This is a genomic window from Bradyrhizobium sp. NBAIM03 (assembly GCF_020194055.1).
GTDB lineage: Bacteria > Pseudomonadota > Alphaproteobacteria > Rhizobiales > Xanthobacteraceae > Bradyrhizobium > Bradyrhizobium yuanmingense.
Map to the genome: position 1 here is coordinate 1 of NZ_JADYVS010000005.1, position 21,663 is coordinate 21,663.

Annotated in this window: 19 protein-coding genes; 10 read left to right on the top strand and 9 right to left on the bottom strand. The window is 64.5% G+C overall.

The window, feature by feature from the left end; genetic code table 11:
- Positions 1–219: 219 nt before the first annotated feature.
- The 6 genes from I6F21_RS08840 to I6F21_RS08865 all read right to left on the bottom strand — a co-directional run bounded on the left by I6F21_RS08840 (position 220) and on the right by I6F21_RS08865 (position 6,367).
- Positions 220–1,371, bottom strand: coding sequence for an ABC transporter substrate-binding protein (locus I6F21_RS08840; RefSeq protein ID WP_225126599.1), 1,152 nt, complete (start codon positions 1,369–1,371; stop codon positions 220–222).
- Positions 1,372–1,461: 90 nt separating this feature from the next.
- On the bottom strand, positions 1,462–1,881 hold the full coding sequence (locus tag I6F21_RS08845; RefSeq protein ID WP_212260090.1) for a thioesterase family protein: 420 nt from the start codon (positions 1,879–1,881) through the stop codon (positions 1,462–1,464).
- A 23-nt stretch (positions 1,882–1,904) separates the two neighbouring features.
- On the bottom strand, positions 1,905–2,666 hold the full coding sequence (locus I6F21_RS08850) for an SDR family NAD(P)-dependent oxidoreductase (RefSeq protein ID WP_225183020.1): 762 nt from the start codon (positions 2,664–2,666) through the stop codon (positions 1,905–1,907).
- A 25-nt stretch (positions 2,667–2,691) separates the two neighbouring features.
- Complete coding sequence (locus I6F21_RS08855) at positions 2,692–4,575, bottom strand: feruloyl-CoA synthase (protein WP_225183021.1); 1,884 nt, start codon at positions 4,573–4,575, stop codon at positions 2,692–2,694.
- 10 nt (positions 4,576–4,585) lie between these two features.
- Positions 4,586–5,395 carry a crotonase/enoyl-CoA hydratase family protein gene (locus I6F21_RS08860; protein ID WP_225183022.1) on the bottom strand — a complete coding sequence of 270 codons (810 nt, stop codon included), beginning with the start codon at positions 5,393–5,395 and terminating at the stop codon, positions 4,586–4,588.
- A gap of 126 nt (positions 5,396–5,521) precedes the next feature.
- The gene (locus I6F21_RS08865; RefSeq protein WP_225183023.1) at positions 5,522–6,367 is read right to left on the bottom strand and encodes an SDR family NAD(P)-dependent oxidoreductase; all 846 of its coding nucleotides are present in this window, start codon (positions 6,365–6,367) and stop codon (positions 5,522–5,524) included.
- A gap of 181 nt (positions 6,368–6,548) precedes the next feature.
- On the opposite strand from I6F21_RS08865, the gene I6F21_RS08870 reads away from it, so the two are divergent.
- The 4 genes from I6F21_RS08870 to I6F21_RS08885 all read left to right on the top strand — a co-directional run bounded on the left by I6F21_RS08870 (position 6,549) and on the right by I6F21_RS08885 (position 11,831).
- Positions 6,549–8,045, top strand: coding sequence for an aldehyde dehydrogenase family protein (locus I6F21_RS08870; protein WP_225183024.1), 1,497 nt, complete (start codon positions 6,549–6,551; stop codon positions 8,043–8,045).
- Positions 8,046–8,278: 233 nt separating this feature from the next.
- Entirely contained in the window at positions 8,279–9,406 is a 1,128-nt protein-coding gene (locus I6F21_RS08875; protein WP_036021039.1) for an alkene reductase, read from the top strand.
- Between the two features lie 151 nt (positions 9,407–9,557).
- Positions 9,558–10,061 carry a GFA family protein gene (locus I6F21_RS08880; RefSeq protein WP_225183025.1) on the top strand — a complete coding sequence of 168 codons (504 nt, stop codon included), beginning with the start codon at positions 9,558–9,560 and terminating at the stop codon, positions 10,059–10,061.
- Between the two features lie 108 nt (positions 10,062–10,169).
- Positions 10,170–11,831 (top strand): thiamine pyrophosphate-binding protein, encoded by a 1,662-nt coding sequence (locus tag I6F21_RS08885; protein WP_225183026.1) that lies wholly within the window; start codon positions 10,170–10,172, stop codon positions 11,829–11,831.
- 161 nt (positions 11,832–11,992) lie between these two features.
- Here I6F21_RS08885 and I6F21_RS08890 read toward each other — a convergent pair whose 3' ends face one another.
- Complete coding sequence (locus I6F21_RS08890; protein ID WP_225183027.1) at positions 11,993–13,372, bottom strand: LLM class flavin-dependent oxidoreductase; 1,380 nt, start codon at positions 13,370–13,372, stop codon at positions 11,993–11,995.
- 294 nt (positions 13,373–13,666) lie between these two features.
- Between I6F21_RS08890 and I6F21_RS08895 the strand changes: the two genes are divergently transcribed.
- From I6F21_RS08895 to I6F21_RS08920, 6 genes are all read left to right on the top strand, one after another.
- On the top strand, positions 13,667–15,064 hold the full coding sequence (locus I6F21_RS08895; protein ID WP_225183028.1) for a M20 family metallopeptidase: 1,398 nt from the start codon (positions 13,667–13,669) through the stop codon (positions 15,062–15,064).
- Positions 15,065–15,151: 87 nt separating this feature from the next.
- On the top strand, positions 15,152–16,063 hold the full coding sequence (locus tag I6F21_RS08900; RefSeq protein WP_225183029.1) for an amino acid ABC transporter substrate-binding protein: 912 nt from the start codon (positions 15,152–15,154) through the stop codon (positions 16,061–16,063).
- A 129-nt stretch (positions 16,064–16,192) separates the two neighbouring features.
- The gene (locus I6F21_RS08905) at positions 16,193–16,924 is read left to right on the top strand and encodes an amino acid ABC transporter permease (RefSeq protein WP_035997279.1); all 732 of its coding nucleotides are present in this window, start codon (positions 16,193–16,195) and stop codon (positions 16,922–16,924) included.
- A 3-nt stretch (positions 16,925–16,927) separates the two neighbouring features.
- Positions 16,928–17,620, top strand: a complete 693-nt coding sequence (locus I6F21_RS08910) for an ABC transporter permease subunit (RefSeq protein ID WP_225135356.1) — start codon at positions 16,928–16,930, stop codon at positions 17,618–17,620.
- A 12-nt stretch (positions 17,621–17,632) separates the two neighbouring features.
- Entirely contained in the window at positions 17,633–18,364 is a 732-nt protein-coding gene (locus I6F21_RS08915; protein WP_035997285.1) for an amino acid ABC transporter ATP-binding protein, read from the top strand.
- A gap of 203 nt (positions 18,365–18,567) precedes the next feature.
- Positions 18,568–19,428: a D-amino-acid transaminase gene (locus I6F21_RS08920; RefSeq protein ID WP_036021055.1), complete on the top strand. Its 861-nt coding sequence runs from the start codon at positions 18,568–18,570 to the stop codon at positions 19,426–19,428.
- 133 nt (positions 19,429–19,561) lie between these two features.
- Here the strand turns inward: I6F21_RS08920 and I6F21_RS08925 are convergent, their stop codons facing one another.
- Together I6F21_RS08925 and I6F21_RS08930 are read right to left on the bottom strand one after the other, a co-directional pair.
- On the bottom strand, positions 19,562–20,023 hold the full coding sequence (locus I6F21_RS08925) for a carboxymuconolactone decarboxylase family protein (RefSeq protein WP_225111559.1): 462 nt from the start codon (positions 20,021–20,023) through the stop codon (positions 19,562–19,564).
- Between the two features lie 25 nt (positions 20,024–20,048).
- Positions 20,049–21,662, bottom strand: coding sequence for an MDR family MFS transporter (locus tag I6F21_RS08930; protein WP_225183030.1), 1,614 nt, complete (start codon positions 21,660–21,662; stop codon positions 20,049–20,051).
- Between the last annotated feature and the right edge of the window lies 1 nt (position 21,663).

Genomic DNA, 21,663 nt, shown 5'->3' on the forward strand with positions numbered 1-21,663 from the left:
CGGGAGAGGTCGGCGCGAAGCGCCGGGTGAGGGTTTTCTCCTCTAGGGGGGTTTCTCCGTAAGTCTCGGAAGGTCCCAACGCGGAGGCACCTCTCCCCAACCCTCTCCCGCAAGCGGGAGAGGGGGCGCACCGGTGCCGGAGCTGCAGCTCACTCCACTAACCAAAACAAAGAGCCGGCCCAGTGGGCCGGCTCTCGTTGTCTCGAATCTTGGCGACGCCTACTTCACCAGCGTGTACTTGCCGTCCTTCACCGTGAGCAGGATGCGCGAGCGCTCGTCGAGGCCGTAGCGGTCCTTTTCGGTGAAGTTGTAGACGCCCTGGCTCGCCGCCAGCTCCTTCTCCGTCAGCAGCGCCTGGCGGATGGCTTCGCGGAATTCCGGCGTGCCGGGCTTGGCCGTCTTCAACGCCGCCGGAATGACGCGCTTGAGGATCTCGAACGCATCAAAGGAATGGCCGGCGAACTGGCTGCGGCTGTTGGGGCCGTACTTTGCCTCGTAGGCGGAGTTCAGCGCGAGGCCGGGCTTCTTGGTCAGCGCGCTGTCCGGCTGTTCCTCGGGGGCCATCACGGGACCCGAGGCCATCAGCACGCCTTCCGCTGCTTTGCCGGCAATGCGGATGAAGTCCATGCTGGCCGCGCCGTGGGTCTGGTAGATCAGGCCCTTGTAGCCGCGCTCGCGCAGCTCGGTCTGCGGCAGCGCGGCCGCGGTGCCGGAGGCGCCGACCAGGATGGCGTCGGGATTGGCGGCGACGAGCTTCAGCACCTGGCCGGTCACCGAGGTGTCGGGACGAGCGAAGCGCTCCTCGTCGACGATCGTCATCCCCATCGGCACGGCCTGCGCCTTCAAATCGTTGAACCAGAGGTCGCCGTAGGAATCGGAATAGCCGATGTAGCCGAGCGTCTTCACGCCCTTGGCCTTCATGTGATCATACAGCACCTTGCCGACGATCGGAATCGGCTGCGGCATCGCCACCGACCACTTCATGCGCTCCGGCGTGATCGGGAAGGGCGCCAGACCGAAGTGCGGGATACCGGCCTCGTTGGCGACGTTGGAGACCGCGATGGTCGGCGGCGTCAGCGCCGAGCCCATGATGATGTCGGCCTTGGATTCGGTGACGAAGCGGCGGGCGTTGGTGGTAGCGGTGGTGGGATCGCCGCCGTCGTCGAGCACGATCACCTTCAGCGGCACGCCGCCGATCTCCTTCGGCACGAATTCCAGCGCGTTGCGCTCGGGAATACCGAGTGCCGCACCTGGACCGGTCGTGGTCGTGGTGATGCCGATGGTGACTTCGCTGGTCTGGGCCAGCGCGGGCAATGCCGGCAGGGTCAGCGCAGCCGCAGTGATGGCAGCGGTTAAATAAAAGCGTTTCATCTATTCCTCCCTTGACGTGTTTATCTGAAAGCAGAAATCGCGGGGTAATTCAGCCCCGTCTTTTGGTGATGCGGCGATTTAGCTCCGGACTTAACTCCCCGTGAACTTGGCTACCATTTCCGCCGGGAATGGTGCGGATTTCAGCTTGTCGTGGTTATCAGGGTCGCGGCCGACCAGGACGCGGGTCTCGAAACCCTCGATCGCGAGCGCCTCGCCCTTGTAGACATTGTGCTTCACCTCGAAGCTCGAGCGCTTGATGCTCTCGATTCTGGTCTCGATGGTGATCCAGTCGCCATAGGTCGAGGGGATGTAGAACTTGGCCCGCGTGTCGACCATCGGGATGCCCACCAGGCCGTATTTGCGGACCAAGTCCTGCTTGGAGAAGCCGGCGGCTTCGAACAGGGTCGAGGTCGAATCGTCGAACATCGCGAAATAGCGCGGGTAGTAGACGATGTTCGCGGGGTCGCAATCGCCCCACTGGATCTGGACCTCGCGCCGGTTCACGAACATCTGGCTGGCCTTGCTCGACGAATCTACTTGGGCGCCATGCGCAGCGAACCGTCGAGGCGCACCACTTCGCCGTTCAGGTAGGCATTCTCGACCATGTGCAGCGCGAGCGCGGCGAACTCGTCGGCCTGGCCGAGCCGGCGCGGGAAGGGGATCGCGGCGGCGAGCGAGTCCTGGGCCTCCTGCGGCAGGTTCGCCAGCAGCGGCGTCAGGAACAGGCCGGGGGCGATCGTCAACACGCGGACGCCGAACTGCGCGAGCTCGCGCGCGATCGGCAGCGTCATGCCGACGATGCCGCCCTTGGAGGCCGAATAGGCGGATTGGCCGATCTGGCCGTCATAGGCGGCAACGGAGGCGGTGTTGATGATGACGCCGCGCTCGCCGGTCGCCTGCGGCTCGAGCTTGGACATCTCGGCCGCGGCAAGGCGCAGCATGTTGAAGGTGCCGATCAGGTTGACCTTGATCACCTTGTCGAAATCCGACAGCGCCATCGGGCCGTCGCGGCCGACCACGCGCTTGGCAACGCCGATGCCGGCGCAATTGACCAGCACGCGCGCCGGGCCGTGGGCCTTGGTCGCCTGCGCGATCGCGGCTTCAGCGGAGGCGGCATCGGAGACGTCGCAGGTGACGGCCACGCCCTTGATCTCTGCGGCGACCGTTTCGGCCAGCTTGGTGTTGAGGTCGCACACCGCGACCTTGGCGCCCTGTGCGGCCAGCTTTCGCGCGGTGGCCGCGCCCAGTCCCGATGCGCCGCCGGTGACGATGGCTGCCTGATCCTTCAACAACATGGCGTTCTCCTTTGGCGATATTCTTCTAGGTGACCGATATCACACGGTTCGACGGATTGGCAGCGTAGAGCTCCTCGATCAGCTCGCCGCGATGCTCCAGCACTGCGCGCTGGTTGATCGAGCCCTTGTCGGTGACTTCGCCCTTGTCGATCGAGAGTGGCGTGTCCATCAGGATCGCGCGCGTGATCCGTGTCGAGGATCCCGTGGCCTGGCCGAGGAAACGGGTCAAGCGCTCGCGGAAAGCCTCGCGCACCAGGCGGTCGCGCGTCGCGACGACGAGATCGTCGGGCGGCAGCGTCGGGTTGATCAGCCGGCAGCCGTCGAGATCGAGCACGACCAGCGCGGAGATCTCGTCGCGGTTGATGCCGGCGATGACGACGTCGCGCACCAGGGGCGCGCAGGCCGCGGTGAGGCGCGCGCGCAGGGGACCGACGCTGACCCAGGTGCCGCTCGCGAGCTTGAAGTCCTCGCTGACGCGGCCGTCGAAATCGAAGCCGGCGTTGAAATCATCGGGATCGGCGGGCTTGAGCGCATCGCCCATCTTGTAAAATCCTTCCTCGTCGAAGGATTTTGCCGTGATGTCGGGTTGGCGCCAGTAGCCAGGCATCACGTTCGGCCCCTTGGCGCGCACTTCCAGCTTGCCGTTGTTCGGCACCAGCTTGGCGTCGTTGCCGGAGACGGGCAGGCCGACATGGCCGGAGCGGCTGGTGCGCGGATTGACCGACATGAAGAACGGCGCGGTCTCGGTCGCGCCGAGACCGGTCAGCATCGGCACGCGATAGCCCTTCTCCTTCGCCGCGAGCTCATCGAGGCTGTCCCAAACGAACGGCGACAGCGCCGCGCCGGAGAAGAACATCGCATGCAGCCGGTCGAAGAACTTGGCGCGCAAGCCCTGGTCGTCGCGCAGATAGGGCAGCAGCGATTCATAACCCTTGGGCACGTTGAAATAGACCGTCGGTGAAATCTCCCGGAGATTGCGCACGGTCTCCTCGATGCCCCCAGGCACCGGCTTACCGGCGTCCAGATACATCGAGCCGCCGTTGTAGAGCGTCAGGCCGATGTTGTGATTGCCGCCGAAGGTGTGATTCCACGGCAGCCAATCGATGATGACCGGCGGCTCGTCCTTCAGGAAGGCGAGCGTCTCGCGCAGCATCACCTGATTGGCGCAGATCATACGCTGGGTGTTGACGACGGCCTTGGGATTGCCGGTCGAGCCCGAGGTCAGCAGAAATTTTGCGATCGTGTCAGGGCCGATCCTGCCGTGAACGTCGTCGAGATCGCCACGGATCGGCGTCGCCATCAGGTCGGCGAGCAGGGTCACGTCGCGGCCCGGCACGTGCCCATAGGACGCGGCGATCTCGGTGCCGAGCGAGACGTTGGCGGCGAGCGCATCGGCGAACTTGTCGGCATCGTCAGCGAAGACGAGGCCCGGCGTCAGCAGCTTCATCAGATAGGACAGCTTGCCGTAATCCTTCGACACCAGCGAATAGGCCGGCGACACCGGGCAGAACGGAACGCCGGCATAGAACGCGCCGAACGCCAGGAGCGCGTGGTCGATCGAATTACCAGAGAGGATGACGACCGGCCGCTCGGCCGACAGGCCGCGCTGGATCAATGCGGAGGCGATGTGACGGCTCGCGGTGAGCAGCTCGGCATAGGTGATCTTGCGCCAGCCGCGGCCGCCTTCGCGCTCGGCCATGAAGACGCGGTCCGGCGTCGTCGTGGCCCAATGATGCAGGCGGTCGGTGATGCGGACCGGATAGTCGCCGAGCGGCTGCTTTGGCCGCAGGTAAATCGTGCCGTCGTCGCGCCGCTCGATGTTGACGACGGGATTGCCGAACGAGATGGGCCGCAGCGGGAAATTGCTCGCGCCGCGCTCCATGCCGGAAGAGGACGGCTGGGCGCTCATGACTTTACGCTCATGATTTGGGCTTCACCTTCGCGGTCTTATGCTCGAGGAATTCGCGGATCCGCCGCTTGGCCTCCTTGTCGCTCTGCGCGACGGTGGCCATCAGCGACTCCATCAACAGGCCGGTCTGCGGATTGGCCTCTGCGATCATCGGCAGCGCCTGGAGCACGGCGAAATTCGTCAGCGGGGCGTTGGACGCCACCTTGGTCGCAAGCTCCAGCGCTTTGCCGAGCCCGTTGCCGGCCTCCGTCAGATATTGCGCAAAGCCGTAGGACGCGCCCTCGGTCGCGCTGTAGACGCGTCCCGTCAGCATCATGTCCATCATCCGGGCAACGCCGATCAGCCGCGGCAGCCGGACCGAGCCGCCGCCGCCGACGAAAATGCCGCGCTGCCCCTCCGGCAGCGCGAAATAGGTCGAGGGCTCGGCGACGCGGATATGGGCCGCGCAGGCAAGCTCCAGCCCGCCGCCGATCACGGCGCCCCGGAGCGCTGCGATCACGGGCACGCGGCTGTACTGGATGCGGTCGAACACCCGGTGCCACATCTGGGAGTGCAGGAGCCCGCCGGTGGCGTCGTGCTCGGTCAGCTCGGAGAGGTCGAGGCCACTGGAGAAATGGTCGCCGATACCGTGGATGACGACCGCGCCGATATCCTCGGGCAGGTTCGCAAAACAGTCGCCGATTTCCAGGATGATGCCGTCATTGAGCGCATTGCGCTTGGCCGGCCGGTTCAGACCCACGGTCAGAACCCGGTCCGCCCGCTCGATCCTCAACAGCCCGGAGGGACCCGCATTCGCGGTCTCGGCGTTTCCTTGTGTCATTTGCGTCCTTGTCAGAATAGTTATGTTGTATAACGAATTTTGGGGGAGTCAAGGTGGGGCAAGGCCAGGTGGCCGTGACCCCACCCTCTCCGCGAGACCCGGGGCGAGCGAGAGAGCGGTGCAGGCCTACTCTCGCGTCACAAACTTCGCGAACGCATCGGCGTAATCCGGATGCCAGCGCGACAATGGCGGGCGGTTCTCGACGATGTCGCCGGCCGCCCAGAGCATGCGCTTCTCGTCGAGCGCCCGCGGCACGTCATTGTCCGGGCAGAGAATGTAGAAGTCGCCGGCCTCCAGCCGTGCCAGCATGAAATCGACCGTCTGCTCCGGCGTCCAGGCGCCGGCCGGCTTCTCGGTGCGGCCCTTCGCCGTCAGGCCGGTGAAGACGAAGCCGGGGATCAAGAGGTGTGCCGTGACGCGACAGTCCTTGGTGTTGCGCAACTCGTGCTGGAGCGCCTCGGTGAACGCTTTCACGCCGGCCTTCGAGACATTGTAAGCGGGATCGCCCGGCGGCGTGGTGATGCCCTGCTTGGAACCGGTGTTGATGATGAGGCCGGATTTGCCGCGCGCGATCATGTTCGGCGCGAAGATGCGCGAGCCGTCGATGATGCCCCACATATTGACGGCGATGATGCGGTGCCAATTGTCCGGCGGCTCGAACAAGGTGCTGCCTGGCTGAATACCGGCATTGTTCATGAGGACGTCGGTACCGCCGAACCGCTCGCGGACTGCGCGCTCGAGTTCCGTCACGCTCTCGCTTCTGCTGACATCGACGGCCGAGGTCATGACGTTTGCGGCCGATGTTACGGATGACAATTTTGTTGCAGCTTCTGCCAAGCGTGTCTCGTCGACATCCGCGATACACACCTTCATTCCAGCGCGCGCAAATGCCGCGGCGGCGGCAAATCCGATGCCGGCTGCGCCACCCGTGATCACGGCAACATTGTCCTTGACGATGGCGGGATGTGACATCGAGCGTCTCCGTGGAAAGCCTTCAGCCGAGCTATAGCATGGCAGCCGTGCGACCCTGCACAAGTCGGCATGGGAGGTCTTCGTTCCCCGCTGCCTTTACGCCTATCAGGCGCGGCTGTATCCTCGGCCAAACGATCCCGCCCAGATCGAACCAATCAATCACCTGACAGGGAGTGCAGCCATGGCTGTGTCGCAGGCTATTCCGATCACGCGCCATCCGTTCGCCAACGGGTCCTACAAGCAGATGCTGATCGACGGCAAGTGGGTCGATGCAGCCTCGGGCAAGCGCTTCGAGACCCGCAATCCCGCCACCGGCGAGCTGCTCGCAACCGTCGCCGAAGGCGACAAGGAAGACATCGATCGTGCGGTCGCGGCCGCGCGTCGCGCTTTCGAAGGCCCGTGGAGTAAGGTCAAGCCGTTCGAGCGGCAGAACCTGCTCCTGAGGCTCGCCGATCTCGTCGAGAAGAATTTCGACGAATTGTCGCAGCTCGACACGCTCGACATGGGCGCGCCGCTGAGCCGCACCCGTGCCTACCGCCTGCGCGCCGTCGGCATGCTGCGCTATTACGCCGGCCAGACCACCGCGATTCACGGCGAGACCATCGAGAACTCGCTGCCCGGCGAGATCTTCTCCTACACGTTGAAAGAGCCGGTCGGCATCGTCGGCGCCATCATTCCCTGGAACGGTCCGCTGACCGCGACGATCTGGAAGATCGGCCCGGCGATCGCGACCGGCTGCACCGTGGTGCTCAAGCCGGCCGAAGAGGCGCCGTTGACCTCGCTGCGCATCGCTGAGCTCGCGATGGAAGCGGGCGTGCCGCCCGGCGTCATCAACGTTGTCCCCGGCTATGGCGAGACCGCGGGGGCGGCGCTCGCCTCGCATCACGACGTCGACAAGGTCGCCTTCACCGGCTCGCATGTCACGGGGCAGTCGATCATCCGTGCGTCCGCCGGCAATCTCAAGCGCGTCTCGCTCGAGCTCGGTGGCAAGTCGCCGGACATCGTGTTCGCCGATGCCGATCTCGACGCCGCCGTGCCCGGCGCGGCGATGGCGGTGTTCGCCAATTCAGGGCAGATCTGCAGCGCCGGAACGCGTCTGTTCGTCGAGCACTCGATCTATGACGAATTCGTCGGCCGCGTCGCCGAGTTCGGCAAGAAGCTGCAGGTCGGCAACGGCCTCGATCCCAACGTGCAGATCGGGCCGCTCGTCTCGGAGCAGCAGCTCGAGCGCGTCACCGGCTATCTCGACATCGGCCAGAAGGAGGGCGCGAGGGCGCTTGCCGGCGGCGGCCGTGTCACCGAAGGCGCGCTGTCGAAGGGCTTCTTCGTCTCGCCGACGGTGTTCGCGGGTGTCGAGGACAACATGCGCATCGCGCAGGAGGAGATTTTCGGCCCCGTCATCTCCGCAATCGCGTTCAAGGACATGGACGAGCTGGTCAAACGCGCCAACAACACCACGTTCGGCCTCGGCTCCGGTCTGTGGACGCGCGACGTCAGCAAGGCCCATGCGGTGGCGAAACGCTTGCGTGCCGGCTCGGTGTGGGTCAACTGCTACCAGGCGATGGATCCGGCCGTGCCGTTCGGCGGCTACAAGATGAGCGGCTACGGCCGCGAATCCGGCAAGCAGCACGTCGAGGAATATCTCAACGTGAAGGCCGTCTGGATCAAGACGGCGTAAGGCCGGCTCTCCTTCGCCTCTCCCCGCTTGCGGGGAGAGGCGGAATTCGCGCAACGCGCGGATTCCGGGTGAGGGGGACTCTCCGCGAGTCCACTCTCACTGCGATTGCCGAGGCAGCCCCTCACCCCAACCCTCTCCCCGTAAGAACGGGGAGAGGGAGAACAACCACCGCCTTCAGGCGGTCAGTCTCCCTCACAATCATCTGCATCCTTTCAAAGACATCCGGGGACCACATGAAATTCGAAGCCTTGTTCAAGCCGTTGCAGGTCGGTCCCTACCAGCTCGCGCATCGCGTCGCGATGGCGCCGCTAACGCGCATGCGGGCCGAGCGCGACACTTTCGCGCCGCGGCCACTCAACGCCGAATATTACGGCCAGCGTGCGACGAAGGGCGGCCTGATCATCGCCGAAGCCTCGCCGGTGCTCTCGCACGGCCGCGGCAATCCGGCGACACCCGGCATCTATTCGGAGGCGCAAGTCGCGGGCTGGCGCAAGGTGACGGATGCCGTGCACGCCAAGGGCGGCATCATCTTTCTCCAGCTCTGGCATGTCGGCCGCGTCTCTCATTCCTCCTTCCACGGCGGCGAGCTGCCGGTTTCGGCCTCGGCAATTCCGATCAAGGCCGAAGGCATGAAGGCGATGACGGCCGACGGAAAGATCGCCGACTACGAGACGCCGCGCGCGCTGGAGACTGATGAGGTGAAGGGCATCGTCGAGGCGTTCCGGCAGGGTGCCAAGAATGCGCTCGCCGCCGGCTTCGACGGTGTCGAGATCCACGGCGCCAACGGCTATCTGCTCGAGCAATTCCTGCAATCGCGCAGCAACCAGCGCACCGATCAATATGGCGGCGGAATCGAGAACCGCGCGCGCCTTCTGCTCGAGGTCACTCAGGCCGCGATCGACGTCTGGGGCTCGAACCGTGTCGCTGTGCGGCTGTCGCCCTACGGCATCGCCAATGATTCCGGCGAGCCCGATCCGATGCCGCTCTATACCCATGTCGTGAAGGCGCTCGAGAAGCTGGGTTTGGCGTACCTGCATTTCATCGAACCGCGCTCCAGCGGCTCGGGCCGCGCCGAGGTCAACTGGCAGAACGTGCCATCGGCGATGGTGCTGTTCCGTCCGCTCTACAGCGGCGTGCTGATGACCGCCGGCGGCTTCACCGGGGAGACCGCGAATGCGGCGATCGCCGACGGACATGCGGACATCATCGCCTTCGGCCGCATCTTCATCTCCAATCCTGATCTGCCGCGTCGTCTCGAGCACGGCTACCCGATCACGCCGTATAATCGCGCGACGTTCTACAGCGGCGAGGAGAAGGGGTACACGGATTATCCGGTGTATGACGAGCTGACGCCGGCTTGATCTGTCATTCCGGGGCGCGACGAAGTCGCGAACCCGGAATCCATCGGGCCGCTTACCTGGACGTGGGATGGATTCCGGGCTCGATGCTTCGCATCGCCCCGGAATGACGAGCTTGCTTCGCTGCGCTAGCGATGACGACGGAGAGACGTCCATGGCCAAAGCCGCAGCCGCCGCAGGGATCGCCACCGGCCAATGCCTCTGCGGCAAGGTCGCCTTCGAGATCGACGTGCCCGCGCGCTGGGCCTGGCACGATCATTCCGCCGCCAGCCGCCGCGCCCATGGCGCGGCCTACGCCACCTATGTCGGAAGCTGGAAGAAGCGCTTCCGCATCACCTCGGGCAAGACCGCGCTGACCCGCTACGAGGACAAGGCGACGAAGACCGCGCGCAGCTTCTGCTCGCATTGCGGCACGCCGATCATGTACGAGCGCCCGCGCGGGCCGCACATGGTCAACATCCCGCGCGCCCTGTTCAACGAGCGCACCGGCCGCCAGCCGCTCTATCACATCGCCATCGAGGAGCTGCAGGAATGGGCCTATACCGGCGAGCCCCTGGTGCCGCTGAAGGGCTTTCCCGGCGTCGTCTGGCAGCGCTCGAAAAGGAAGAAGCGCGCTGGCGGGGACGACCCGTTCGAACTCGGGCGGGAGGAGATGTAGCGCCTCTCCCGCGCAACGCAGCCATGACCGCGCTTCCTTGCGCCTCTGCCAGCATCTCGGCCATCATGCTTTCGGTCCTTGCGGCAACGGTCCGCTCCTGGAGGAAACATGAAGAACAAGATCACCGGCCGCTCCGCCTTTCTCGCGCTGCTCAAGGACGAGGGCATCACGCATCTGTTCGGCAACCCTGGAACCACCGAACTGCCGATCATGCATGCGCTGAAGGACCATCCCGATCTCACTTATGTGATGGCGATGCAGGAGAGCCTGGTGGTCGCGATCGCCGACGGCTACAGCCGCGCTTCGGGCAAGCTCGTCGCCTGCAACGTTCACGTCGCGCCCGGCCTCGGCAACGCCATGGGCTCGCTCTACAACGCCCAGTTCACGGGCACGCCGATGATCCTGACGGCGGGCCAGCAGGAGCAGGGCCACGGTCTGATGGAGCCGGTGCTCTATGGTCCGCTGGTGCGCATGGCCGAGCCGCTGGTGAAATGGGCGGTCGAGGTGACACGGCTGGAGGACCTGCCGCGCATCGTGCGCCGCGCCGCCAAGGTGGCGATGACGCCGCCGACCGGGCCGGTGTTCATCTCGCTGCCCGGCGACATCCTCAACAGCGAAGCCGGGATCGATCTCGGCCGCTCCACCCGCATCGATGCGCGCACGAAACCGTCGGACGAGGCGCTGAAGGCCTTTGCCGCACGCCTGCTCAAGGCTGAGCGTCCCGTGATCGTCACCATGGACGAGGTGGTCAAGAGCGATGCGCTGAAGGAGGCCGCTGAACTCGCCGAGCTGCTCGGCGCTGCGGCCTACCAGTCCTCGACGCCGTACGGCTCGCACTTCCTCTCGGAGAGCCCAAGCTTCGTCGGCACGCTCGCGCGCGTGCAGAAGGTCGCCCGCGATACGCTCGCGCCCTACGATCTCTTGATCGCGCTCGGCGGCGATCCCTTGCGGATGTCGGTCTATAGCGAGGTCGATGCGCTGCCTGAGGGCCTCGGCATCGTGCAGATCGGCCTCGTCGATTGGGAGATCGCCAAGAACTACGGGGCCGAGATCGCGCTGAAGGCGGATCTGAAGGAAACGCTGCGCGCGCTGATCCCGGTACTCAAGGAGATGGGCGGCGCAGCCCTCGCGAGCCGCGCGAAGCAGCGTCTCGCCGAGCTCGCGCCGAAGAACTGGACCGCGCGCCGCGCCGCGTTGGTCGAGCAGATCGGCAAGAGTGCCGGCCGCACACCGATCGATCCGGACTTCCTGGTGCTGCAAATGGTCGAGGCTATGCCCGATAACGCCATCCTGGTCGACGAAGGTCTCACCTCCAGCCGCCAGATCACGGCCCTGCATCCGCATCGCGACCGCTACGGCTATCACGGGCTCGCCTCCGGCGGCATCGGCTGGGGCCTGCCGGCCTCAGTCGGCGCCAGCATTGCCAATCCCGATCGCCCCGTGGTGTGCTTCTCCGGCGATGGCAGCGCGATGTACTCGATCCAGTCGCTCTGGACCGCGGCGCATCACAAGCTGCCGCTCAACGTCGTCATCGCCAACAATGGCGGCTATCGCATCATCAAGCAGCGCCTGCTCGCCTTCCACGGCGATGACAATTACGTCGGCATGGATTTCGTCAATCCGCCGGTCGATTTCGCCGGCGTCGCCAAGGCACTCGGCTGTGAGGCGATCAAGGTCAGCGATGTTAGCGAACTGAAGGCAACGCTGACGTCAGCGTTCAATCGGCCGGGAACCAAGCTGATCGAGGTGATGGTGGACGGGAAGGTGTAGCCCCGCAGTCGTCCCCGCGAAGGCGGGGACCCATACCGCGTGATCTATCGACTGCGGCTGGTAGGCGTATCGAGCTCCCGAGTCTTCGCCAAACTACTTCCTGTGGTTATGGGTCCCCGCCTTCGCGGGGACGACAGCCTGGCTGTGGCGCGATCTTCCGCCTACCCCTTCTTCCCCACGCGATACTCCGCCGCGGGATGCGGCGCGTCGAGGCGCGCGCGGCCCTCGCCGAACAGTTTTTCCCGCAACGTGCCCTTGGCGTACTCGCTCTTGTACCTTCCGCGCCGCGTCAGCTCGGGCACCAGCATGTCGGCGATATCCTCGAAATCGCCGGGCGAGATCGCGAACGCGACGTTGAGGCCGTCGACATCCGTCGCCTCGAACCATGCTTCGATCTTGTCTGCGACCATCTCGGGCGTGCCGACCACGACCGGGCCAGCGCCGCCGATGCCGACATGCTCGATGACGTCGCGCACGGTCCAAATGCGGTCAGGGTCGGCGCGGGTCACGTTGTCCATCGCGCTGCGGCCGGCATCGTTCTGGACGTGGCGCACCTGCTGGTCGAGGTCGTAGCCGGAGAAGTCGACGCCGGTCCATCCCGACATCAGCGCCAGCGCGCCTTCTGGGCTGATGTGGCGGCGGTAGTCGGCGTATTTTTCCTTCGCCTCGGCTTCCGTCCGTCCGACGATGATCGTCATCATCGAGAACATCAGGATCTCCGCCGGATCGCGGCCGAGTGCGGCCGCCTCCTGCCGGATCGCTGAGACGCGCGGCGCGATCACCTTGGCTGACGGTCCCGACATGAACACGCACTCGGCGTGCCTGGCCGCGAACTGCCGGCCGCGCGGCGAGGTGCCGGCCTGGTACAGCACGGGCGTGCGCTGCGGCGAGGGCTCGCTGAGGTGAATGGTGTTGTTGATGCGGTAGTTCGCGCCCGCATGATTGACGCGATGAACTTTTGCCGGGTCGGTGAAGATGCCGCGCTTGCGGTCGCGCAGCACGGCATCGTCTTCCCAGCTGCCTTCCCAGAGCTTGTAGACGACCTCCATATATTCGTCGGCGATGTCGTAGCGGTCGTCATGGCCGGTCTGCTTGTCCTTGCCGGCACCGCGCGCGGCGCTGTCGAGATATCCGGTGACGACGTTCCAGCCGATCCGCCCCTCGGTGAGGTGATCGAGCGTCGACATCCGCCGTGCGAACGGATAGGGCGGCTCGAAGGACAGATTGCTGGTGACGCCGAAGCCGAGATTTTGCGTCACCGCCGCCATCGCCGACAGCAGCAGCAGCGGCTCGTTCGACGGCGTCTGCGCTGCATTGCGCAAGGCTGCGTCAGGGCTGTTGCCATACACGTCATAGACGCCAAGCACGTCGGCCAGGAACAGCCCGTCGAAACGGCCGCGCTCCAGCGTCTTGGCGAGATCGATCCAGTAGGACAGGCGGTTATACTCGGCGGTACGGTCGCGCGGATGGGTCCACAGGCCCGGTGATTGGTGTGCGACGCAATTCATCGCAAAGGCGTTGAGCCTGATCTCTTTGGCCATGCTGGTCCCTCGGCGCCCTGTACTGATCGCTCTTCGAATGATAGATGTGCGCCCCAACTTGGCGAAGTTCTTGCATATAATTGGCCCTTGGCAAGGGCCAAGATAGAAGGCTTGCGCTTGGCAAGGCCAAAGTCAGCGTCGCAGCTGTGCCTGGCAAGCCAGTCTCAAGGAAGCAAGAACGAAAATCCCAAGAGAGCTACAAGAGAACTACAAGAAACCATCCAAGTCCCCGCCACTTTCGAAGGCCAACCCGCCTCAGGTAAGGTCCTTCGTCTCACATCTCGAAAAGCAAGTATGACCAGAGCCGACGCCATCGCCCGCGCCCGTGAGGATTTCAACTCCGGCGCGTTCCTCGCTGAACTCGACCGCCGCGTCGCCTACAAGACCGAGAGCCAGAATCCGCAGCGCGGCCCCGAGCTGCGCGCCTATCTGGAGCAGGAGATGCAGCCGGCTTTCGCCGCGCTCGATTTTTCCAGCCGCATCGTCGAATCCCCGAGCGGCAAGGCGCCGTTCCTGTTCGCCGAGCATCACGAGAGCGCCTCGCTGCCGACCGTGCTGGTCTATGGCCATGGCGATGTCGTCGACGGCATGGAAGGCGAGTGGCGTGATGGCCGGGATCCCTGGCGCACCAATGCTTCCGGGACGCGCCTCTATGGCCGCGGCACCGCCGACAACAAGGGGCAGCACAGCATCAATATGGCCGCGCTGCGTGCGGTGCGCGAGGCGCGCGGCGGTAAGCTCGGCTTCAACGCCAAGTTCATCATCGAGATGGGCGAGGAGATCGGCTCGCCCGATCTCGGCAAGGTCTGCGATCTCCATCGCGACGCGCTCAAGGCCGACCTGTTCATGGCCTCCGACGGGCCGCGCCTCTCGGCCGATCGGCCGACGCTGTTTCTCGGCTGTCGTGGAGGCATCCGCATCCATCTCGACGTGAACTTGCGCGACGGCGGCCACCATTCCGGCAATTGGGGCGGTGTGCTCGCCAACCCCGCGACCATCCTGGTCAACGCGATCTCCACCCTGGTCGACGGCCGCGGCCGTCTCCAGCTCGATGCCTTGAAGCCGCCGCGGCTGACCAACCAGATCCGCTCCTATCTCGCCGACGTCGAGGTGGTGCCGACTGCGGACGAGCCGGCGCTGGCCGAAAATTGGGGCGAGGAGGGTCTATCGGCCGCTGAACGGCTCTACGCCTGGAACACGCTGGAAGTGCTGGCGATGTCCTCAGGCAATATCGAGAAGCCGGCCAACGCGATTCCGGGCCAGGCCAATGCCGTGCTGCAACTGCGTTTCGTGGTCGGGACGAAGGTTGAGGGGCTGATCGACGCTGTCCGCGCGCATCTGGTCGGACGCGGTTTTCCGATGGTCGAGGTGCGCGCGGCGCAGAGTTTTGCTGCATCGCGCACCGATTTCGACAGCCCGTGGATCAAATGGGCGGCGGATTCGGTGCGAGAGACCACCGGCAAGGCGCCGGCCGTGCTGCCGAATTTCGGCGGTTCGCTGCCCAACGACGTGTTTTCCGAGATCCTGGGACTGCCGACGATCTGGGTGCCGCATTCCTATCCCGGCTGCTCCCAGCATGCGCCCAATGAGCACATCCTGCTGCCATTGACCGAAGAGGCCTTGACGGTGATGGCCGGGCTGTTCTGGGATCTCGGAGAGTTGCCAAAGCCACTGACAGGCCCGTTAACCTGAGCCGACGATCCAGCCGAAAGTTACATTCTAATCCGGCCCGATTTGTGCTTGCATCCGGGCCGCATCATCCGAAAGGGGAAGAAAAACGTGAAACATTTCCGTCACATCGGGCTCGCGCTCGCCGCGACCTTCGTCGTCAGCCAGGCCGGGGCCCAGGAGCTGACCGGCACGCTGAAGAACATCAAGGACACCGGCGCCATCACGCTCGGTTTCCGCGATTCCTCGATCCCGTTCTCCTATCTTGACGACAACCAGAAGCCGGTCGGCTTCGCGATGGACATCTGCTACAAGATCGTCGACGCCGTGAAGAAGGAGCTCAAGCTCGACAAGCTCGAGGTCAAGCTCAACCCGGTGACCTCGGCGACCCGTATCCCGCTGATGGCCAACGGCACCATCGACCTCGAATGCGGCTCGACCACCAACAATGCCGAGCGCCAGAAGCAGGTCGCCTTCACCAACACCCACTTCCTGACCGCTAGCCGCTACGTCTTCAAGAAATCGAGCGGCCTGAAGTCGATCGACGACCTCAAGGGCAAGACCGTGGTCTCGACCGCCGGCACCACCAACATCAAGCAGCTCACCGAAGCCAACGCCGCCAAGGGCCTCGGCGCCAACATCATTCCGGCCAAGGATCACGCCGAAGCCTTCTTGATGGTCGAGACCGACCGCGCGGTCGCCTTCGTCATGGACGACATCTTGCTGGCGAGCCTCGTCGCCGGTTCGAAGAACCCGGGCGACTACGTTATCTCCAAGGATGCGTTCTCCAAGCCGGAGCCCTACGGCATCATGCTGCGCAAGGACGATCCTGCGTTCAAGAAGGTCGTCGATGCGGCCACGGCTGCGCTCTACACCTCCGGCGAGGCCGAGAAGATCTACGACAAGTGGTTCACCCAGAAGATCCCGCCGAAGGGCCTGAACCTCAACACGCCGATCTCGGCCGAGCTGAAGAACGAGTTCGCCAAGCCGACGGACTCGCCGAACCCGGACGACTACAAGTAAGATAAAACCTCGATCTTTCGATCGGAATCATGTCCGGCCACTCTTGACACCAGAGTGGCCGGACATTTGCATAGGCCTGAGACTTTCTCTGAAGACGTCCAATGACGGGCGCGTTCGCGCGGGGGACACGTGAACTACAACTGGAACTGGGGAATCTTCTTCCAGCCGAACCCGATGGGGACCGGCACCTACCTCGACATGCTGCTGTCGGGGCTGGCGCTGACCCTCAAGACCGCGGCGCTGGCCTGGGTGATCGCGCTGATCACAGGCTCGATTGTCGGCGTCATGCGCACGCTGCCGTCGAAGGGCGCCAATTGGTTCGGCTTCGCCTACGTCGAATTCTTCCGCAACATGCCGCTTCTGGTGCAGCTCTTCCTGTGGTTCTTCGTGCTGCCGGAAATTCTGCCGAGGGCGGCCGGGCTGTGGCTGAAGCAATTGCCGAACGCGCCGTTCTGGACGGCGGCGATCGGGGTCGGCTTCTTCATGTCGGCGCGCGTAGCCGTGCAGCTGCAGGCCGGCATCTCCTCGCTGCCGCGCGGGCAGAAGATGGCGGCGACTGCGCTCGGCCTGACCACCGTGCAGGGCTATCGCTACGTGCTGCTGCCGATGGCCTTCCGCATCATCCTGCCGCCGCTGACGTCTGAATTCCTCAACACCATCAAGAACACCGCGGTCGCCATCACCATCGGCCTGCTCGAGCTGACCGGACAGGCGCGCTCGATGCAGGAATTCTCGTTCCAGGTGTTCGAGGCCTTCACGGCCGCGACCATCCTCTATCTCCTCGTCAACGCCGTCGTCGTGACCGCGATGCGCTTCCTCGAGCGCTGGGTCGCGATCCCCGGCTACATCACGGGGAAATAAGCGATGTTCGGCAATCTCGATTTCGATGTCATCCGCCGCGCGCTGCCGTATCTGTTCTACGAGGGCATGACGTTCACGCTGACGCTGACCTTCCTCGCAGCTCTCGGCGGCCTAGTCTTCGGCACGGCGCTCGCCCTGATGCGCCTGTCCGGATTCAAGATTCTGGGCCGCATCGCCGGCATCTATGTCGACTTCATGCGCTCGCTGCCGCTGGTGCTGGTGATCTTCTGGTTCTACTTCCTGGTGCCCTATATCGGGCAGTGGGTGACAGGCGCCTCGCGTCCGATCAGCGTCGGCGCGTTCACGTCCTCGCTCGTCACTTTCATCATGTTCGAGGCGGCATATTTCTCCGAGATCATGCGCGCCGGCATCCAGTCGATCTCGCGCGGCCAGCCGGCCGCGGCGAGTGCGCTGGGGCTGACCTACGCCCAGAGCATGCGCTACGTCGTGCTGCCGCAGGCCTTCCGCAACATGCTGCCGGTGCTGATAACGCAAACCATCGTGCTGTTCCAGGACACCTCGCTGGTCTACGTCCTGTCGATCACCGACTTCCTGGGCGCGGCGAGCAAGGTGGCGCAGCGTGACGGCCGCCTGGTCGAAATGTATCTGTTCGCCGCCGTGGTCTACTTCACCATCTCCTGTATCGCGTCCTACGGCGTCCGCCGCCTCCAGGCGCGCATCGCCATCATTCGCTAGGGCTCCCCGCTCATGATCGAAATCAGCCACGTCAACAAATGGTACAGCCCCACCTTCCAGGTGCTGACCGACTGCACAACCAATGTCACCAAGGGCGAGGTCGTCGTGGTCTGCGGCCCCTCCGGCTCGGGCAAGTCGACGCTGATCAAATGCGTCAATGCGCTGGAGCCGTTCCAGAGCGGCGACATCCTCGTTGACGGCACCAAGGTCAACGACCCCAAAACCGATCTGCCGAAGCTGCGCTCGCGCGTCGGCATGGTGTTCCAGCATTTCGAGCTGTTTCCGCACCTTAAGATCATCGACAATCTCTGCCTGGCGCAGGAGAAGGTGCTGGGCAGGGGGCATGACAAGGCGCAGGCCAAGGGCATGCAGCTGCTCGAGCGCGTCGGCTTGAAGGAGCAGGCGCAGAAATTCCCGGCGCAGCTCTCCGGCGGCCAGCAGCAGCGCGTCGCCATCGCTCGCGCGCTCGCGATGGATCCGATCGTGATGCTGTTCGACGAGCCGACCTCGGCGCTCGATCCGGAAATGGTCAGCGAGGTGCTCGACGTCATGGTCGATCTCGCCCGCGAGGGCATGACCATGATGGTCGTCACCCACGAGATGGGTTTTGCCCGCAAGGTCGCCAACCGCGTCATCTTCATGGACCGCGGCGAGATCGTCGAGGACGCAGCGAAGGACGATTTCTTCGGCAAGCCCCGCAGCGACCGCGCGCAGAAGTTCTTGTCGAAGATTCTTTCGCATTAATCACCGCCACCGTCATTCCGGGGCGCGACGCAGTCGCGAGCCCGGAATCCATAACCACCATCGGGGGTATGGATCCTCAGGTGCGCAATTGCGCACCATAGCGCGCGCTACGCGCGTCCCGGGATGACGAGGGTAGGGTTTATCCAGCCCGCCAAATCCCCTATACCGGTGGCCAAATCCCTTCCCTCCCCAGGAGACCTGCCTTGGACTCGATCGCCTACGTCAACGGCTCATTCGTCCCGCTCTCGGAAGCCAAGATCTCGGTGCTCGATCGCGGCTTCCTGTTCGCCGACGGCATCTACGAGGTCTCGGCCGTGCTCGACGGCAAGCTGGTCGACAATGCTTCGCATCTGGCGCGGCTGGAGCGGTCCGTCGGCGAGATCAAGTTGAAGCTGCCGGAGACCATCGAGCGCATCACCGAGCTGCAGAAGGAGCTGATCGCGCGCAACAAGCTCGTGAACGGCCTCGTCTATCTCCAGGTGACGCGCGGTGCCGACAAGGGGCGCGACTTCCCGTTCCCCAAGGCTGACGTCAGGTCGAGCCTGGTGATGTTCACGTCGGAGAAGGACATCATCAATGCCGCGGTGGCCAAGACCGGCATCAACGTCATCACGGTGCCCGACATCCGCTGGGAGCGCCGCGACATCAAGAGCGTGGCGCTGCTGGCGCAGGTGCTGGCAAAGCAGGCCGCGGCGGAAGCCGGCGCCGGCGAAGCCTGGATGCTGCAGGATGGCTATGTGACCGAAGGCGGCTCGTCCACGGCGTTCATCCTGACCAAGGACGACGTCATCGTCACCCGCCAGAACTCCAACGCGATCCTGCCCGGCTGCACCCGCAAGGCCGTGATTGCGCTTGCCGAGGAGCGCCAGCTGCGCGTCGAGGAACGCTCCTTCACGGTCGCCGAAGCGCTCGCCGCCAAGGAAGCCTTCATCACCAGCGCATCCTCCTTCGTGCAGCCGGTGGTCGCCATCGACGGCAAGACGATCGGCGACGGCAAGCCCGGCCCGATGGCGACGCGTCTGCGCGAGATCTACGTGGACTTCGCCAAGGCGACGGCGGTGTAAGCGGCATACGTAGCTGTCGTAGGGTGAGCAAAGGCGCGCTTGCGCCGTGCCCACGCCTTCTCCCGTTTTTGCTGAAGAATGGTGGGCACGCTTACGCTATGCCCACCCTACGAGACCGTCCGTTGCCGTCGGTTTAAGCCACTGACGCCTTCACCTTCACCGGATGCACGGCGCGGAACGCGATCGCGATCCTGTTCCAGGCGTTGATGGCACCGATCAGCATGGTCAGGTTCACCGTCTCCTCTTCGGAGAACTGCGCGCGGACCTGTTCGTAAGTCTCGTCTGGCGCATGCGTCTCGGCGATCAGCGTCACCGCTTCGGTCCAGGCCAGCGCGGCGCGCTCACGGCCGGAATAGAGCGGGGATTCGCGCCAGGCGTTGAGCAGGTAGATGCGCTGCTCGGTCTCGCCGCGCTTGCGGGCGTCCTCGGTGTGCATGTTGATGCAGAAGGCGCAGCCGTTGATCTGCGAGGCCCGGATCTTGACCAACTCGATCAGCGATTTCTCGAGGCCCGTCGACTGGATCTGCGCCTCCAGCGCCATCAGCGCTTTGATCGTATCGGGCGCGGCCTGGTAGTAGTTCATGCGGGGCTTCATGGTCGTTCTCCTTTTCGTTGGTTGATCAGTGGGCTCCGCCGGCCGAGACCTGGCCAGGCTTCTTCAGAAAGAATACGGCGATGAGAGCGACGATCAGCGCCATGCCGAGCAGGTAGAACGTGTCGCTGAAGGCGAAGATGAAGGCCTGCTTCTGTACGGTATGGCCGATCGCGACATAGGCGCGATGCGCGGCGTCCGCACGGTCGATAACGCCGTGATTGACGAAATATTGCGTGAGCTGCTCGAGCCGCGTGCGCGTGGCCTCTTCGAACACAGAGACCGACTGCATCAGCACGTTGGAGTGATATTGCTCGCGCTTGGACAGCACGGTTTGCAGCAGCGCGATGCCGACGGCGCCGCCGAGATTGCGCATCATGTTGAACAGGCCGGAGGCCGAGCCCGCATTCTCCGCTTCGATGCCTGCGGTCGCGACCGCCGACAACGGCGCCATCACCAGCGCCTGGCCGATGGCGCGCACGATATTGGGCCACAGCAGCTGGTCGGCGGCATAGTCGTTGGTCATGTTGATGTTCATGAAGTTGGATGCTGCGAACAGAACGAAGCCGACGCCGATGATGATCCGCGCATCGAACTTCTGCATCAGGCGCGGCACCAGCGGGATCAGCACGAGTTGCGGCAGCCCGGTCCAGGCCAGCACCATGCCGATCTGCTCGGCATTGTAGCCCTGAATACGCGCCAGATATTGCGGCAGGATGAACACGGAGCCGTAGAGTGCAATGCCGAGCAGGAAGTTCGCGAGCATGCCGAAGCCGAAATTGCGACGCACGAGCAGACGCAGATTGAGCAGTGGCTTCTTCACCGTGAGCTCGATGATCAGGAATGCCGTCAGCGCAACAGCGGCGATGATCGAGAGCTTGACGATGAACGGCGAGCCGAACCAGTCGTCCTTGTTGCCTTCCTCCAGCACAGTCTGGAGCGCGGACAGGCCGATCGCCATGGTGATGATGCCGGCCCAGTCGCCCTCGCGAAGCAGCGCCAGCTTCATCGGCTTGGGCTCGAGCGCGTACCAGAGCATGCCGACCATGATCGCGCCGGGAACCAGGTTGACGTAGAAGATGTATTGCCAGCCGAAATTCTCGGTGAGATAGCCGCCGATGGTCGGGCCGATCGCCGGCGCGAAAGTCGCCGACAGCGTGAACAGCGCAAGGCCGACCGGCTGCTTGGCGCGCGGCAGCAGCATGATGATCAGCGTGAAGGCCATCGGGATCAGCACGCCGCCGGTGAAGCCCTGGATGGCGCGCAGCACGATCATCTGCGACAGATCCTGCGCCAGTGCGCAGGCCGCGGACAGAACCAGGAACAGGATCGCGTTGGTGAGCAGATAGATGCGGATCGAGAACACCTGCGCGAGCCAGCCCGACAGCGGGATGACCACGATCTCGGCGATCAAATAGGAGGTCGAGATCCAGCCGCCGTCGTCGATGCCGGCGCCGATCGCGCCCTGAATGTCCGCGAGCGAGGCGTTGACGATCTGGATGTTCAGAACCGCCATAAAGGCGCCGAGCGTGGCGCCGATCACCGCGATCCAGGTCTTTGTCGACACCGCCGGCGCGGCGGATGCTACGGGGGCGGGAAGATTGGCGGAGGTGGCGTTGAGGGCCGGTTGGAGCGTGCCCATG